This window comes from Acinetobacter sp. YH12142 (genome assembly GCF_013418435.1).
GTDB classification, from domain to species: Bacteria; Pseudomonadota; Gammaproteobacteria; order Pseudomonadales; family Moraxellaceae; genus Acinetobacter; species Acinetobacter amyesii.
Genome location: NZ_VPCB01000003.1, coordinates 236,914 through 251,779 on the forward strand (window position 1 = coordinate 236,914; position 14,866 = coordinate 251,779).

The following is a 14,866-nucleotide window of genomic DNA, read 5'->3' on the forward strand; positions in this document are numbered from 1 at the left end:
TAAGCCTATTCTAGAAAGACCGGCGAACACTTTTATATTTTTCATGAACATGACTTGTGCAATAAGTTTGAGTTGAATACATTTAAACAAAGCAAAAATTTCAAAAAAATATGACAACGCTGACTCAAGACCTCATCCAATTATTATCTGTAGTGCCCAAAGATCAGGGCTACTTTTTGGCACAGAGCAAACCTCTGTTTGGTGACCATATTTTTGGTGGGCAATTACTTGCTCAGAGCATAGTCAGTGCATCCTTTACCTGCACACTCCCACTCCACTCTTTACATGCCAACTTTATTTCTGCGGGTCTTGCAAATCATCCCGTATTATTTAAAGTCGAAAATTTACGTGATAGCCATACGCCATACAGCATGGCAAACCAATATATATGGTGATGTTGTCCTATATGGATAACGAAATGGGTATGGAGTATCAAATACCTGAACCAGATTTGATCCAACAATTTCCACCAAGTATGCTCAAAGAAGAGCAATTCTATAAAACGCAAATCCAATCAACTATTTCACCTGCATATCAGGCCACATTTTTAAAGCCTTTTCAGCTTATATCTAAACCAATTGAATACGTGCTGACAGATTTGCCACCGTCCGATCAAGCTTCTGTCTTAAATCAAAATCAATATGTAGAATATTTAAAACTCCATGATGCCTTGGATGTACAATTTGACCAACTTCATATACATCAGGCCATTGCAGCATATTATTCAGACTATAATTTATATTCTGCGGCGCTCAAAACACATGGTTTAAATTATCTGTCTCCTGAGCTCATCGCAACTAGCCTTGATCATTCGATGTATTTTCATCATGCCTTTCGGGTGGATGATTGGGTTTTCTATGACATGAATACCACTCGAACCTCGCAATCACGTGGGCTTACTCATGGGCAAATGTGGCAAGATGGAAAATTAGTCGCAAGCACCACACAAGAAAATTTAATGCGTTATACAGGCGAATCGTCAGCCTTGTGACAATCTTTAACATTCAAATTCTTGTTAAGTTATGCATCAAGCGTATAAAATTCATGCAAATCATATCGCTATAACAATAATATGCCTTCGATCTACCAGCTTAAGCCTGCATTTCAAAACTTACTTCGACCTTTGGTTAAATCACTTCATCATCTTGGTATTACAGCAAATCAAGTAACACTACTGGCAATGTTCATTTCGCTAGCTGTGGCATTTTTTATTTATATCTATTTTTCTCACAACGGTATTGGCATTTTACTGTTGATTTTCCCCGTGTGGATGCTTATTCGAATGGGCTTCAATGCCATAGATGGCATGCTGGCACGTGAGTTCAACCAACAATCCAAACTCGGTGCTTTTTATAATGAATTATGTGATGTGATTTCCGACTCAGCACTCTATTTTAGTTTAATTTGTTTTGCTTTTATTCAAGCTGAATTACTTATTTTAACCTGTTTTCTCGCCATACTTGCCGAATATACCGGTGTGATGGCGCCATTAGTGGGGCAAGAACGTCGTTACGATGGTCCAATGGGAAAAAGTGACCGCGCTTTTGTATTTAGCATCATCTGCGTCATCATCGTGACCTCTTCTATATTGAATGTTGGCTTAAATACATTGTCTCTTATCTGCAATAGTATTTTGATTATTACCATCTTTTTATTATTTATTACGATTTATAACCGCATTAAAAATAGCATTATCAACCCACAATAAATTTCAGTTTAGATCGTCAGTCGATTCATTATTTTGAGAACAACACAATGTATAACAATACTCAGCATACCTTTACGAGCCATGATGGAACATCCTTGTTTTATCAACATTGGGAAAATAGCAGTTTAAAAAGCAACCGTAAGAAAAAAGCGGTGATCTTATTTCATCGTGGCCATGAACATTCGGGACGAATGGCGCATTTGGTCAATGAATTGAATTTGCCTGATTTTGATTTTTTCGCTTGGGATGCCCGAGGTCACGGTAATACTCCTGGTGAACGAGGAGATGCACCGAGCTTTTCTGCATGCGTTCAAGACATTCAATATTTTGTTCAGCATATAGAACAAAATTACCAAATTCGATCAGAAAATATAGCAATTGTAGCTCAAAGCGTTGGCGCTGTTTTAGCCGCGACATGGGTGCATGATTATGCCCCTAAAATTCGTGCTTTATGCCTTGCCTCGCCTGCATTCGACATCAAACTCTATGTGCCTTTTGCAAAACCTGGCTTAACACTCCTCAACAAATTCGCTGGCAACTTTTTTATTAATAGTTATGTCAAAGCCAAAATGCTGACGCACGATACTGCACGTGCGCAAAGTTATGACACTGACCCGCAGATCGCTCGGGCCATATCGGTCCGTATGCTGCTGGGTCTATATGCAGCCTCAGATCGAATCGTTAAAGATGCACAAAATATTTTCGTTCCTACACAGGTTTTATGTTCAGGATCTGACTTCGTGGTGCATCAAAAACCGCAATTGGCGTTTTATCAAAAACTTCCTCATCCAATGAAGGAATTTCACGTCTTAGACGGTTTTTATCATGATACTTTGGGTGAAAAACATCGCAAAATCGCCACAGATAAAATCCATCGCTTTATTCAACAATGTTTTAAACAACCCTATTCCGCACCTAAACTTTTAGATGCCGATAAAATTGGCCCGAGCTGTGCTGTTGCAGAAACCTTAAGTTCAACGCTTCCAAAACACTCTTTAAAACATGCATTTTGGAGCTTAACCAAACAAAATCTTAAAATTGGTAGTCTCTTTTCCAAGGGCTTAAAAATTGGTGAAGATACAGGATATGACTCTGGTAGCACCTTAGATTTTGTCTATCGAGATCAATCAGAAAGCCAAAATGCTCTCGGTAAAATCATCGATCGACAATATTTAAATGCGATTGGTTGGCGTGGCATTCGCCTTAGAAAACAAAATATTGAAGCGCTATTAACGAAATATGCTTCTAAGTTACATGATGACCAACACGCGGTACGGATTATGGATATTGCTGCAGGCCATGGCCGATATATTTTAGATGCTGTACAAAAACTGCCTGAGCAGCCTGAATCCATCCTGCTTAGAGACTATAGCTCGATCAATGTACAAGCGGGTCAAGCAATGATTGAGCAAAGAGGTTTAAGCCAGATTGCCAATTTTGTAGAAGCGGATGCCTTTGATGCCACTTCATTAGCCAGTGTTGAACCTAAACCCACTCTAGCCGTGGTCTCAGGTTTATACGAATTATTTAGTGATAATGATTTACTCAGACAGTCCTTATCCGGCTTATGTCAGGCCATTGAGAAAGATGGGTATCTCATCTACACAGGTCAAATTTGGCATCCGCAACAAGAGTTTATTGCCCGTGCTCTGACCTCACATCGCCAAGGAGATGCATGGGTGATGCGTTTACGCTCACAAGCAGAAATGGATGCATTAGTTGAGCAAGCTGGTTTCAAAAAAATCGATCAAGTTATTGATGAATTTGGTATTTTCACCGTTTCCGTTGCACAAAAAATTTAAGCTTGGACGGTCAATCTTATGCATAAACTGGATACTGAAAAAGGAACTTGGAAATACGGCCTACTGTGTTTGGCATTTCTGGCACCTTTTTTCTTCTTAAGTTATGGTTTTGCCAATCAATACGCTGCGGGCTTAGCTTCCGTACCTGTTATCGTCTTTGAATGGGAAAAATATATTCCACTTTGGCCATGGAGTATTGTGCCGTATTGGTCGATTGATCTGTTCTATGGTTTGTCTTTATTACTTTGTTGGAATAAGTTTGAATTAAAACAACATGTACTGCGACTATTTTCGGCACAAATCCTTTCAATCAGCTGCTTTTTACTTTTCCCGCTACGTTTTAGCTTTGAGCGCCCCGAACTCACAGGTTTTTTCGGGCTGTGGTTTGATGTCTTGATGGGCTTTGATAAACCGTTTAATCAAGCACCCTCTCTGCATATTGTGCTACTGGTGATTCTTTGGGATTTTTACCGTCGGCATAGCACAGGCAAACTAAAATATCTGGTAGATGGTTGGTCCTTTTTGATCGGTCTCTCAGTTCTAACCACTTGGCAGCACCATTTTATAGATATCCCAACGGGTTTATTGGTCGGTGCCTTATGTTTATGGCTATTCCCGATGGCTGGCTCTGCGCCATGGGCTAAAAATATACAGAGTCGGCTAAGCTTAAAGCACATTAAAATCGGCATCCTTTATCTGTTTGCTGCCTTATTTTGTAGCGCAATCGCACATGCAAAAGGTTGGTGGCTTTGGCTGCTCTATCCTGCAAGCAGTCTGCTTTTAGTTGCGTTTGCATATTTATTCAATCGACCCCATTTTTTTCAAAAACTCAGTCATGGTGATATGACCATTGCTGCAAAAATATTGTTTGCGCCTTACTTTGTATTTGCTTGGATCAATAGCCGAATCTGGACTTATCGCCATCCTGAAGATTCTAAAATCATCAAAATCAATCAGAGTTATATTTATTTAGGTCGCTATCCGTCCAAACACGTCATGCAGCAATATGATGCTTTACTCGATTGTTGCGCAGAATTACCCACTTATCCAAAATGCTCCTATGCTCAAAACTTGAGTTTAGACCTAATTCCTTTACAGGCCAATCAGCTACATAATGCTGTAGAGTCTTTAGAACTATTCTTGAAATCTAATAACAATGATGAAGCACAAAACATCTTGGTCTTCTGTGCTTTGGGATATTCACGAAGTAGTGCTGTAGTTGCCGCATTATTATTGAAACAACATCCTGAATATTCAGTCGAAGATGTTTTACGGATTATTCGCCATAACCGTCCTTGGGTTGTGCTTAAAACACCGCAAATAAAACATTTAAATACTTATCGTTTAAAACTTAAAGGACTTGCACCATGAATTTACAACTTGTGGTGCTGTCAAAGTTGTTGCAATCCACCACTGGATTGCTCATCTCAGCGTATGTGGCAGCGATTCTCACACTCTGGCTCATCATCCAGTTTGGCAATGTGATGCTATTCGATTTGCTATATGTAGTGATTTGTCTAGTTTTGCTTGGAATACAACATTATTTAAGCCTGAGAATCAAATTTGATTCGGCACTTTTAGCCACTGTCGCTGAATACAGCCAAACCCAAAGCCTAGAACAAACCACCAAAGAGCTGGACTTAAGTTTAATTAACCTAAAATTAATGCCTACAAATAAATGTGGCCGCGCATGGGAACTACGTGAGTTAGGTTGTCTGGCTTTATTTAAATGGCAGATCTTTGTGCTTTGCTTGCAATACATCGCATTCATCTGCATATTTTTACTGTATAAATAATTCACAATAATTTGAAGCTATGCCAACTCCATTAGACACTTCAAGGAATGCTCACTCACCAATGAAAGGTAATTTTTTAAGCCGTTCAATTGCTCGCTATATTGCCTTTCTCACTCGTCGTGGTGCACGGCTGCTCACGGGCGCGCGGAGTCTGTGGGTCGGGTGCAAACCGGTTATGAAACAGCGTATTTATTATGCAAATCATAATAGCCATATCGACTTTATTTTGCTTTGGTCATCACTGCCGACAGATCTCAGACGGAAGACGCGTCCTGTAGCGGCTTCGGATTATTGGTTAAAAGATGGCTTTCGACGTTTTCTCATTCAAGATACGTTTACTGGCGTCACTATTCAGCGAAATCGAGAGCAAAATCAAGATCCCTTAGAACCGATCAAAACCGTATTAGCACAAGGTGACTCGATTATTTTCTTTCCTGAAGGTACTCGAAATTTAAATGATGACGTTGAATTATTAGCCTTTAAAAGCGGCTTATTTCATCTCAAAAATCAATTTCCTGATGTTGAAATCGTACCAGTGTGGATCTCAAATTTAAAACGTGTCATGCCTAAAGGCGCGCTTATACCACTCCCCCTATTATCTACCGTTATATTTGGTAAGCCTTTAGAAGCCCATAATGAACAGAGTAAAACTGAGTTTTTAAACTACGCTCAGGACGAATTACTCAAATTAAAAGCATTGGAGTATCAATAATGGAATTCACCAATGCGCAAATGACCTATGTATTATTTGGTATCTTTGCGGTTATTTTGATTATTGCCTCAACCATTGGCTCCATTTTAAAATTTAAAGCGGGTTATGCACCGGCACCGGTCATCGACAATTTAAATGCGCGGATCAATGCATGGTGGGTCATGCTGTTGGTACTTGGTGTAGCAATTTCATTAGGCAAAATTGCTTTTGTGATCCTGTTTGCGTTGATTTCACTCTTTGCGTTACGTGAATTTATCAGTTTACTGCCAACCCGTCGCGGTGATTATCTTCCTTTATTGATCGCTTTTTATTTTGTCATCCCTTACCAGTATTACTTGGTGTATATCGACTGGTACGGGCTATATTCGATTTTTATTCCGCTGTATGTATTTCTTCTAATCCCTATCGCTACACTCAAAGCCGAAGATACCACGCGATTCTTAGAACGCAGTTCAAAAATTCAATGGGGCTTAATGATCAGCGTATTCTGTATTTCGCATGTGCCTGCGCTATTAAATCTCAAACTTCCCGGATTTGAAGGTGAAAAAATTTGGCTAGCGATCTGGCTGATCATGGTGGTACAAGCCTCCGATGTTTTGCAATATGTCTGTGGCAAGCTATTTGGAAAACACAAAGTCGCACCGATACTTTCACCATCTAAGACCGTTGAAGGTTTAATCGGAGGCATTGCTTTAGCTACTGCACTAGGCGTAGCTATGTCATGGCTTACACCCTTTAGCTATCTACAGGCTGCATGTATTGGTTTTATTGTTTGTATATTTGGTTTCTTTGGTGGACTTGTCATGTCAGCCATTAAACGCGATCGTGGTGTAAAAGATTGGGGACAGCTCATCCAAGGCCATGGTGGCATGCTCGACCGAATTGATTCCATCTGCTTTTCAGCACCGATTTTTTTCCACATTTTGCGCTATTGGTGGTCTTAAGAAATGACTAAGTTTTAAACAGAAAATTTGGGATCTTAAATGGTGTTACGCACGTAGAATTAATTTCACATTTTAAAAATGATTTTTAAGTCTATGCGACAGTGTCTTACATCTAAGGATTGAATAAAGGTATTAGCCTTCGGCTGGAGATACTTTTGTTTCGGCAAAGTGAGAAGCGAAGCTTCGAAAGGAAACCATCTTGCGGTGCAATGCACCTCACCGACAAAACTCGTTCACTAGCGTCAAATTATTCAAAGAATCGCAGAAACATTTTTGATTACAATAAGTCTTGTCTCAAACAATTGCGGATGACGTTACCGTGTATCGTTCTTTTATTTGAATCAACGTGCGCTTCTGATATTACTGCGTAGCATCGGTTAATAATACGCACAATAAAAAATCCCAAGTAAACAAGCTTGGGATTCTTCTTATCAGGTATTCGATTTAAATGTCTGAAATTGCAAACTTTTTAAAAATACTTGCACGACGTTTAGGATGAATATTGGCTTTAGTTAAATCACCTTGATAGTGATCATAGACACGTTTATCCATCATCTTAAACCAAATAGAGGGTACTAAAGCAGGAATTAGCATAGTGGCATAGCCGCTAGGCAACTCTGGCGCTTCGTCAAAATGTCTTAAAGCCTGAAATGGACGAGTCGGATATGCATGATGGTCTGAATGTCGCTGTAATTGATACAAAAATAGATTGGTCACAATATTATTGTTATTCCAACTATGTTCAGGCATGGTTCGCGCATAACTTCCATCCGGTTTTTGCTCACGCTTCAGGCCATAATGTTCAATATAATTAATAATTTCAAAAAGGCTGATTCCATAAAAGGCCTGTGTAACTAAATACGGTGTCACGCCTTTACCAAACATTTTCAGCATCGAGGCATGAAAACCTGCACTCATCGCCCAACCATGAAACAGCTCATTGTCCTTCGAAAAGAAACTTAAACCTTTACGTTTTAAGCGTTGTTTCTCAATCTGCACCGCCGATTTAATTCCACCAAATACAGTGCGTGGCCAAAACTCATAAAAGGTTTCGCCCATTTTTGAGGATGCAGGATCTTCAGGTGTTGCCGCACGTTTATGGTGTCCATAAGGATGTTCAATGCGGAAATGGCTATAACCCAAAGGTGCGAGCGTCGCATGTGCCCAATAATGGTCTTTTTTATGAGGTCGATGGCAGAGTTCATGTGCTGTATTTACACCGACGCCATTGATGGCACCCATCGAAATCCCAAGTAGAACTTGATCTAATAATGAAACATCTTTACGGGTAACCACATAGCCAGCAAAAGCATTCGCTGCCATTTGCAGTGGAATAAATAATTTGACGATCCGATCATAATAGGGATCATTCACTAAAACTTTGATGTCATCATCTGTCGGGTTATTGGCATCATCATCGATCAGTGCATCTAGTGCAGGAATAATGACATGCAGTAGAAGCGGCCCGCCCATGGCAAATAGTTTTTTTGTCGGTTTGGGACCAAAATGATAACCCGCCAAAATCCCCATACCAATGACTGGTAAACCTGGACTCAATAGCCAACCATAACGTTTTTTATCTAAAACACTCCCGATTTTGCTTTCTAACTGAGCGAGCTGCTGTTCATTTAATTTTACTGGTGCATTCATGCGCTAGACTTCCCTAATTACTTCTTCTGTGTTTATATTCGTAAAATATGGGCAGCCAGAACAGTTTTAAGCGTCCAAAAAAACTATGTGATCGTCTTTGGCATTTAAGGATAAATGTTGACCTTTAAGCACATAGTGACCATCTATAAATACAAAATTAATATGAGTAAATATTTGAAATATGGATGCTTTAAGTAAAATTTTTGATGATATTCATCTCCACCGATCTGAATATATTTATTTGAGATCAAAGCATCCTTGGGCTTTTCATTTTCAAGATCTTAACGCCATGGTTGCGTATGTAGTGATTCAAGGTCAGTGTGTTGTGCATATTGATCAAGAGCAGGTCTTACTTGAAGCCGGCGATCTTTGCCTTATTCCCTCAGGGCAAAACCATTACTGCAAATCTATACAATCTGATGTCTTGGTCAAATCAGTGAACATCACACCACTGTTTCAAGAGCAACGAAATAAAACCATTGATTTAAATTCTGCCGAATCTCATGAAGCAGAAGAATTATTTGTACTGGCGATCCGTGGGCATGTCGACAGCATTATGGCAAAGCCCTTAGTGAATGCACTCCCCACGCTGTTACATACACCACATATCATGAGCAGTACCGCACCGGAATGGTTGCAAATTGGCTTACATTTTCTAGCCGTTGAAGCGCATCAGATCCGTCCAGGCCGCGACAAAATTTTGGATCATTTGGTGAGTATTTTATTTATCGAATGTGTGCGTGATTATATTGCAGCCTTGTCTGATTCAAGCAGTTGGTTGCATGCCTTGAGTCATCCTGAATTATCCAACGCTTTGGCCGCGATTCATGAACAACCACAGCATGCTTGGACCGTCGAAAGCTTGGCAGAACAATGTTGCATGTCACGTTCTAAATTTGCCAGTTTATTCACTCAAATGCTCGGTGAATCTCCACTCGCCTATTTGCAGCAACATCGTTTGCGACTGGCAACATAGCACTTACAAATGGGGCAACTCACTATTCAGCAAATTGCCCATCGTATAGGTTACTCATCTGAAACGGCATTTAGCCAAACTTTTAAAAAGTTTTATGATCTCACACCGAGCCAGTATCGACAGCAGCATCAGCTCGCAAAAACTGAGTCATCTTAAAGGTTTAATCTAAAAGCTTTAAAATCGCTTCCACAGGGTTTTCACTGTTGCCTGAAAGCAGTTGTTTATGCATGGTGATGTGCTGCATCACTTGAATTTGCGATTTTTCAACATCCATCAAGCTTTCAATTTCTGCTGCTAATTTTTCAGGTGTTGCATCATGTTGAATAAGTTCCTGAATCACCTTTTTGCCCGCAATAATATTTGGCAATGAATAATACGGAATTTTGATCAGTAATTTCACCACATGGTAGGTCAGCCAATTTAACTTATAAAAGGTCACCATTGGGCGGTGTAAAAGCATCGCTTCTAAAGTCGCTGTACCCGAAGCCAAAGCGACAATATTCGATGCGTTCATCACCTGACGGCCAATTTTAGATTCGGTATCGGTGTTTTCCATCAAGCGAACTTTGGCTTGTAATGTTTTAGGGTACTGCTTGAGCAACAATTCGATTTGCTGTTTACGTGCATCATTGATTGCAGGAATCAGGAACACATAGTCTGGATGCTGCTCCGTCAAAATCTGTGCGGCAGACAGTACCAAAGGCCCTAAGCGCTCAATTTCACCGCGACGGCTGCCCGGAAGTAATGCAATGTGTTTTTGATGCTCATCTAAGCCTAACTCGTGTTTAGCCGCAACGAGTGGATTATCTAAAGGCAACTGACTTGCCAATGGATGTCCGACAAATGCAGCCGGAACTTGCCATTTTTGGAAAAACGCTTTTTCGAAAGGAAATAAACAAAGGACTAAATCGATACTCGCCTTGATGCCATGTACACGGCCTTGTCGCCATGCCCACACTGAAGGGCTGACATATTGCACTGTTTTAATTGGTAGCTGTTTTTGCTTTAAGCTCTTAGATAAACGCAAATTAAAATCCGGTGCATCTATCCCTACAAAAACATCGACAGGGTTTTCAGTCCATTTTTCAACCAGACCATCACGTACAGCAAAGAGTTTTTTAATATCTTTTAAGACTTCAACAATCCCCATCACCGATAAAATATCCATCGGATAATAGCTGTTAAAGCCTTCTGCAATCATTTGCGGACCACCAATGCCTTCAAATTCCGCATCAATCCCTTGCTCTCGAAAACTACGGATAAGCTTGGCGCCTAATGTATCCCCCGATACTTCCCCAACCACGATGCCAATTTTAAGTTTCCGATTTTGCAAAAGTCTGTCCTTTTAACTCAATTTTCTTTAGCTATAGATTCTATACGAGTCCTTCGCAAAGTTAATAGATTTCCTAAAAAAAGCTGCACGTCTTTAATTCACCATCTTAGAAATATTCATCACTGCTACTTAGCTTCTGATTAAAATTTTTCCGCCAATGGTTCGGATTTGTGCCGTATTTATTCTTAAACATTTTACGAAATAGCACTGCGGTATTAAAACCAGAGGCTTCCGCAATTTTATCAATTGAGTAATCCGTCACTTCGAGCAATTCAGCCGCATATCGCAGTCTTTCATTATTTAACCATGTGACAATTGGTAGCCCTGTCGCATGGTTAAAATGTCTAGTTAGTGTCCTTCTACCCATACTCGAATAATGGCGAAACCTTATCTTTTTAAGGAGTATAGATTTTGCAGCAGTGGACTTTATATACACTGTTGCATATATCGATAAATAACAAATTGAAGATTAGGAATATAAAATCTACGGTGCGTTTTAGACATTGGATATCTATTTTCAGATCGTCACTCCTTTATATTCTAAATACATGATTTCACTGCAGCATAATCTCCATTTGAACTATCAACCAGTTGAGAAAGCCGAAATCAATAACTTAGCTTATATAAAATTTATTAATTTCCAAATTAAATTATTCTTTATCTATTTTTTTCACAAGTAAATCACTAATCGAGACAACGACTTATATTAATTAGTCATAAGATATGCACGTTTTTTGATATTTGGCATTCAGCGATGGTCGGTCCTTTAGAGTTCATTCTGGCAGGTGTAATTGTAGGTTTCTGCGTAGGTATTACCGGTGTTGGTGGTGGTTCATTGATGACCCCGATCCTGATTAGCCTATATAAAATTGAACCCCATATTGCGATCGGCACAGACCTACTATATGCCGCAATTTCAAAATTTTGTGGTTCTTTAGTTCATGCACGTAAAATGAATATTGTATGGACCATTGTTATTTGGCTTGCAGTCGGCAGTATCCCTGCGTCTTTTGCGACCCATTGGGTACTGGAAAACTATCTGAGCCAATCGACACATTACAAAACGGTATTAACCATGTTTTTGGGTTTTATGCTGACGATTACTGGGATCTCAATTATTTTCCGTGGTCATATCGAAAAATTCTTTAATAAATTTCGAAAAACTGATCAGTTGGATGATATGAGTGCGGATCTTGAACGTATCAATTTCCAAGCTAAAAATAAGCGTGCATATATCATCATCATGGGGATTATTTTAGGCGTATTCGTTACCCTATCGTCTGTTGGTGCAGGTGCCTTCGGTATTATGGCTTTGGTGCTTATGTTCCCGAACTTACCGATGATTCGTATTATCGGCTCTGACGTCGTACATGCCGTGCTTCTTACACTGGTTGCAGGCTTGGGTCATATGAGCTCAGGTAATGTCGATTTTCATTTATTGGGTTGGTTATTGGTTGGTTCTATTCCAGCGATTGTTGTCGGAACTTTGATCAGCTCACGTTTACCAGAAAAAGTGATTCGTAAAGTCTTAGGCATTACCTTGTTTGTTTTAGGCATGAATTTCATCATTAATCCAGTAAAATCAAAACCTGTTGAAAAACCAACAACTGCAATGTTGATCGCACCGACGGTGAATAGTCAGCAGGTTTAAATTAACTGCCCGATTCATCACTTTTTTTTCAGAGACTTATTGATCTTTTTTATAACATTTGAATGCTATATTCATGTTATATTCGGCTCACGAAACAACCTTTTGTATAATCAAACCAGTGACGGCAATGAATACTTTACAGTCAAATTCTATTACCCAAAACGACATTGATGACGTGAATGTAAAAAGCATTCAGCCTCTTGTTACTCCTGCAGAACTAAAAAAAGAGCTACCTCTGACTGAAACTGCCTATCAAACAGTCCTTAAGGGCCGTGAAACTGTACGTAATATTTTAGATGGAAATGACAAACGTCTTTTTGTTGTCATTGGTCCATGTTCAATTCACGACACAGTCGCTGCACATGATTATGCTGACCGTTTAAAAGTTTTAAGTGACAAAATCCAAGATACGATTTATGTCGTGATGCGTGTGTATTTTGAAAAACCACGTACCACTGTGGGTTGGAAAGGTCTAATTAATGACCCTGACATGAACGATTCTTTCAACATCGAAAAAGGCTTACGTATTGGTCGTAAACTTTTACTTGAATTGAATGAAAAAGGTTTGCCTTGTGCAACCGAAGCACTCGATCCAAACTCACCACAGTACTACCAAGATCTTATCTCTTGGTCAGCAATTGGTGCGCGCACCACTGAAAGCCAAACACATCGTGAAATGTCTTCTGGCCTGTCTTCACCTGTGGGCTTTAAAAATGGTACAGATGGCGGTTTAACCGTTGCGACCAATGCCATGCAATCTGTTAAACATGGTCATAGCTTCTTGGGCTTAAGCGACCAAGGTCAAGTTTCTGTTATTCGTACCAGTGGTAACCCATATGCACACGTTGTACTTCGTGGCGGTAACGGTAAACCAAACTACGACGCAGGTTCAGTTGCAGATGCCGAAGCGGCATTAGCCAAAGCAAAAGTTAGTGGCAAAATCATGATTGATACCAGTCATGCAAACTCAAACAAAGACCCGTACCTACAACCCCTTGTTCTGAAAAATATTACTGAACAAATCCTTGACGGAAACAAGTCAATCGTGGGTATTATGGTAGAAAGTCACTTAAAAGGTGGTCGTCAGGATATTCCTGCCAACCTATGTGACCTCGAATATGGTAAATCAGTGACTGATGGCTGTATCGATTGGGATACGACTGAAAAAGTCTTGTTAGAGATGCATGAAGCACTTAAAGACGTGTTACCGACACGCTAAGTGAATGAAAAACGCCATCTTCGAGATGGCGTTTTACTTTGAAGGATTATTTGTCAGATGAATGAAATCGAAAATGCGTTAAGTCACATTGAAAACTTCCAATATATACATGAACACTTATTAACGTCCGGTCAACCATCTCCTTCTGAGCTTCAAACGATCAAAGAATATGGTGTTTCAACGGTTATTAATTTAGCACTGACTGATGCATCCAATCATATCGAGCATGAAGACCGCATTTGCCTAGATCTAGGCCTGAACTACATCCAAGTTCCAATCTCTTGGGATACCCCTTCAGATGATCAATGCCTTTTAGTACTCGATATGATTGACCATTTGGTTCAAGGTCAAACGGTTTGGCTACACTGTGCAAAAAACTTCCGTGTCAGCAGTTTGATGTATTTATATCGTCAATACTATATGGATGTTGATATGCCAAAGGCTCAAGATTTGATGCATCAAATTTGGAAACCCAATGAAACATGGACAGGTTTAATCCATGCGGTTGCCTTACAACTTCAAGGCCGTAAAGCAACTCAAGATTTACAACATGCACTGATCCATCCAGATCATTTTGCGTGAGAAATCAGTACTGTTGCAGTAGAAAGAATACCTTCTTGGCGACCAGTAAACCCTAATTTTTCGGTGGTGGTCGCTTTGATGCTAATTTGTGTAACTTCAACATCCATAACATCTGCGATGCTTTGACGCATTTCTAAATTATGTTTTGCTAGTTTAGGGCGCTCACAAGCCACGGTAATATCAGCATTATTAAGTACATATCCACGATCTAAAATCAGTTGGTAGACGTGTTTTAAAAGTACTCGACTATCGGCACCTTTAAATTTTGGATCTGTATCTGGAAAATGCTGACCAATATCTCCAAGTGCCAAAGCACCTAATAATGCATCACAAAGCGCATGCAGTACCACATCACCATCTGAATGTGCTTTGAGTCCATGTGTATGTGGAATTTGAACACCAGCAAGCGTTACAAAGTCACCTTCTTCAAATGCATGCACATCCATGCCCTGACCGATACGAATTTGAGCTATCATGCTTGAGTTCCTTGAGA

General features: G+C 39.8%; 15 protein-coding genes and 1 pseudogene. 12 read left to right on the top strand and 4 right to left on the bottom strand.

The window, feature by feature from the left end; all coding sequences use genetic code 11:
• Window positions 1–110: 110 nt before the first annotated feature.
• From FTU77_RS04395 to FTU77_RS04430, 8 genes are all read left to right on the top strand, one after another.
• Window positions 111–395 carry an acyl-CoA thioesterase domain-containing protein gene (locus FTU77_RS04395; RefSeq protein ID WP_180054884.1) on the top strand — a complete coding sequence of 95 codons (285 nt, stop codon included), beginning with the start codon at window positions 111–113 and terminating at the stop codon, window positions 393–395.
• Between the two features lie 11 nt (window positions 396–406).
• Window positions 407–991 (top strand): acyl-CoA thioesterase domain-containing protein, encoded by a 585-nt coding sequence (locus FTU77_RS04400; protein ID WP_257223570.1) that lies wholly within the window; start codon window positions 407–409, stop codon window positions 989–991.
• Window positions 992–1,072: 81 nt separating this feature from the next.
• A complete protein-coding gene (locus tag FTU77_RS04405) occupies window positions 1,073–1,708 on the top strand; it encodes a CDP-alcohol phosphatidyltransferase family protein (protein ID WP_168378667.1) in 636 nt (211 codons plus the stop codon).
• 47 nt (window positions 1,709–1,755) lie between these two features.
• Window positions 1,756–3,510 carry a bifunctional alpha/beta hydrolase/class I SAM-dependent methyltransferase gene (locus tag FTU77_RS04410; protein WP_180054889.1) on the top strand — a complete coding sequence of 585 codons (1,755 nt, stop codon included), beginning with the start codon at window positions 1,756–1,758 and terminating at the stop codon, window positions 3,508–3,510.
• An 18-nt stretch (window positions 3,511–3,528) separates the two neighbouring features.
• On the top strand, window positions 3,529–4,881 hold the full coding sequence (locus tag FTU77_RS04415; protein ID WP_180054891.1) for a phosphatase PAP2/dual specificity phosphatase family protein: 1,353 nt from the start codon (window positions 3,529–3,531) through the stop codon (window positions 4,879–4,881).
• On the top strand, window positions 4,878–5,306 hold the full coding sequence (locus tag FTU77_RS04420) for a hypothetical protein (RefSeq protein WP_111884314.1): 429 nt from the start codon (window positions 4,878–4,880) through the stop codon (window positions 5,304–5,306). The genes FTU77_RS04415 and FTU77_RS04420 overlap by 4 nt, the downstream gene beginning before the upstream one ends.
• Before the next feature lie 61 nt (window positions 5,307–5,367).
• Window positions 5,368–6,018, top strand: coding sequence for a 1-acyl-sn-glycerol-3-phosphate acyltransferase (locus FTU77_RS04425; RefSeq protein WP_180023981.1), 651 nt, complete (start codon window positions 5,368–5,370; stop codon window positions 6,016–6,018).
• Entirely contained in the window at window positions 6,018–6,962 is a 945-nt protein-coding gene (locus tag FTU77_RS04430; protein ID WP_078191012.1) for a phosphatidate cytidylyltransferase, read from the top strand. The genes FTU77_RS04425 and FTU77_RS04430 overlap by 1 nt, the downstream gene beginning before the upstream one ends.
• Window positions 6,963–7,406: 444 nt before the next feature.
• Here the strand turns inward: FTU77_RS04430 and FTU77_RS04435 are convergent, their stop codons facing one another.
• Window positions 7,407–8,612 carry an alkane 1-monooxygenase gene (locus tag FTU77_RS04435; RefSeq protein ID WP_180054893.1) on the bottom strand — a complete coding sequence of 402 codons (1,206 nt, stop codon included), beginning with the start codon at window positions 8,610–8,612 and terminating at the stop codon, window positions 7,407–7,409.
• A 181-nt stretch (window positions 8,613–8,793) separates the two neighbouring features.
• On the opposite strand from FTU77_RS04435, the pseudogene FTU77_RS04440 reads away from it, so the two are divergent.
• A pseudogene (locus tag FTU77_RS04440) lies at window positions 8,794–9,744 on the top strand (cupin domain-containing protein).
• Between the two features lie 4 nt (window positions 9,745–9,748).
• Here the strand turns inward: FTU77_RS04440 and lpxB are convergent.
• Window positions 9,749–10,921: a lipid-A-disaccharide synthase gene (gene lpxB, locus FTU77_RS04445; protein ID WP_180041473.1), complete on the bottom strand. Its 1,173-nt coding sequence runs from the start codon at window positions 10,919–10,921 to the stop codon at window positions 9,749–9,751.
• A gap of 106 nt (window positions 10,922–11,027) precedes the next feature.
• Entirely contained in the window at window positions 11,028–11,288 is a 261-nt protein-coding gene (locus FTU77_RS04450) for a helix-turn-helix domain-containing protein (protein WP_180054895.1), read from the bottom strand.
• Window positions 11,289–11,675: 387 nt separating this feature from the next.
• Between FTU77_RS04450 and FTU77_RS04455 the strand changes: the two genes are divergently transcribed.
• From FTU77_RS04455 to FTU77_RS04465, 3 genes are all read left to right on the top strand, one after another.
• A complete protein-coding gene (locus FTU77_RS04455) occupies window positions 11,676–12,572 on the top strand; it encodes a sulfite exporter TauE/SafE family protein (RefSeq protein ID WP_078193863.1) in 897 nt (298 codons plus the stop codon).
• Window positions 12,573–12,699: 127 nt separating this feature from the next.
• Window positions 12,700–13,791: a 3-deoxy-7-phosphoheptulonate synthase gene (locus FTU77_RS04460; RefSeq protein ID WP_143221612.1), complete on the top strand. Its 1,092-nt coding sequence runs from the start codon at window positions 12,700–12,702 to the stop codon at window positions 13,789–13,791.
• Between the two features lie 57 nt (window positions 13,792–13,848).
• A complete protein-coding gene (locus FTU77_RS04465; RefSeq protein WP_180054898.1) occupies window positions 13,849–14,373 on the top strand; it encodes a protein tyrosine phosphatase family protein in 525 nt (174 codons plus the stop codon).
• Here FTU77_RS04465 and ispF read toward each other — a convergent pair.
• Complete coding sequence (gene ispF / locus FTU77_RS04470) at window positions 14,361–14,849, bottom strand: 2-C-methyl-D-erythritol 2,4-cyclodiphosphate synthase (protein WP_168378679.1); 489 nt, start codon at window positions 14,847–14,849, stop codon at window positions 14,361–14,363. The genes FTU77_RS04465 and ispF overlap by 13 nt on opposite strands.
• Between the last annotated feature and the right edge of the window lie 17 nt (window positions 14,850–14,866).

What these genes read in the sequence shown, in the direction of transcription:
- FTU77_RS04395 (WP_180054884.1), top strand. Translation starts at nt 111, where the DNA reads ATGACAACGCTGACTCAAGACCTCATCCAATTATTATCTGTAGTGCCC.
- FTU77_RS04400 (WP_257223570.1), top strand. Translation starts at nt 407, where the DNA reads ATGGATAACGAAATGGGTATGGAGTATCAAATACCTGAACCAGATTTG.
- FTU77_RS04405 (WP_168378667.1), top strand. Translation starts at nt 1,073, where the DNA reads ATGCCTTCGATCTACCAGCTTAAGCCTGCATTTCAAAACTTACTTCGA.
- FTU77_RS04410 (WP_180054889.1), top strand. Translation starts at nt 1,756, where the DNA reads ATGTATAACAATACTCAGCATACCTTTACGAGCCATGATGGAACATCC.
- FTU77_RS04415 (WP_180054891.1), top strand. Translation starts at nt 3,529, where the DNA reads ATGCATAAACTGGATACTGAAAAAGGAACTTGGAAATACGGCCTACTG.
- FTU77_RS04420 (WP_111884314.1), top strand. Translation starts at nt 4,878, where the DNA reads ATGAATTTACAACTTGTGGTGCTGTCAAAGTTGTTGCAATCCACCACT.
- FTU77_RS04425 (WP_180023981.1), top strand. Translation starts at nt 5,368, where the DNA reads ATGAAAGGTAATTTTTTAAGCCGTTCAATTGCTCGCTATATTGCCTTT.
- FTU77_RS04430 (WP_078191012.1), top strand. Translation starts at nt 6,018, where the DNA reads ATGGAATTCACCAATGCGCAAATGACCTATGTATTATTTGGTATCTTT.
- FTU77_RS04435 (WP_180054893.1), bottom strand. Translation starts at nt 8,612, where the DNA reads ATGAATGCACCAGTAAAATTAAATGAACAGCAGCTCGCTCAGTTAGAA.
- FTU77_RS04450 (WP_180054895.1), bottom strand. Translation starts at nt 11,288, where the DNA reads ATGGGTAGAAGGACACTAACTAGACATTTTAACCATGCGACAGGGCTA.
- FTU77_RS04455 (WP_078193863.1), top strand. Translation starts at nt 11,676, where the DNA reads ATGGTCGGTCCTTTAGAGTTCATTCTGGCAGGTGTAATTGTAGGTTTC.
- FTU77_RS04460 (WP_143221612.1), top strand. Translation starts at nt 12,700, where the DNA reads ATGAATACTTTACAGTCAAATTCTATTACCCAAAACGACATTGATGAC.
- FTU77_RS04465 (WP_180054898.1), top strand. Translation starts at nt 13,849, where the DNA reads ATGAATGAAATCGAAAATGCGTTAAGTCACATTGAAAACTTCCAATAT.
- ispF (WP_168378679.1), bottom strand. Translation starts at nt 14,849, where the DNA reads ATGATAGCTCAAATTCGTATCGGTCAGGGCATGGATGTGCATGCATTT.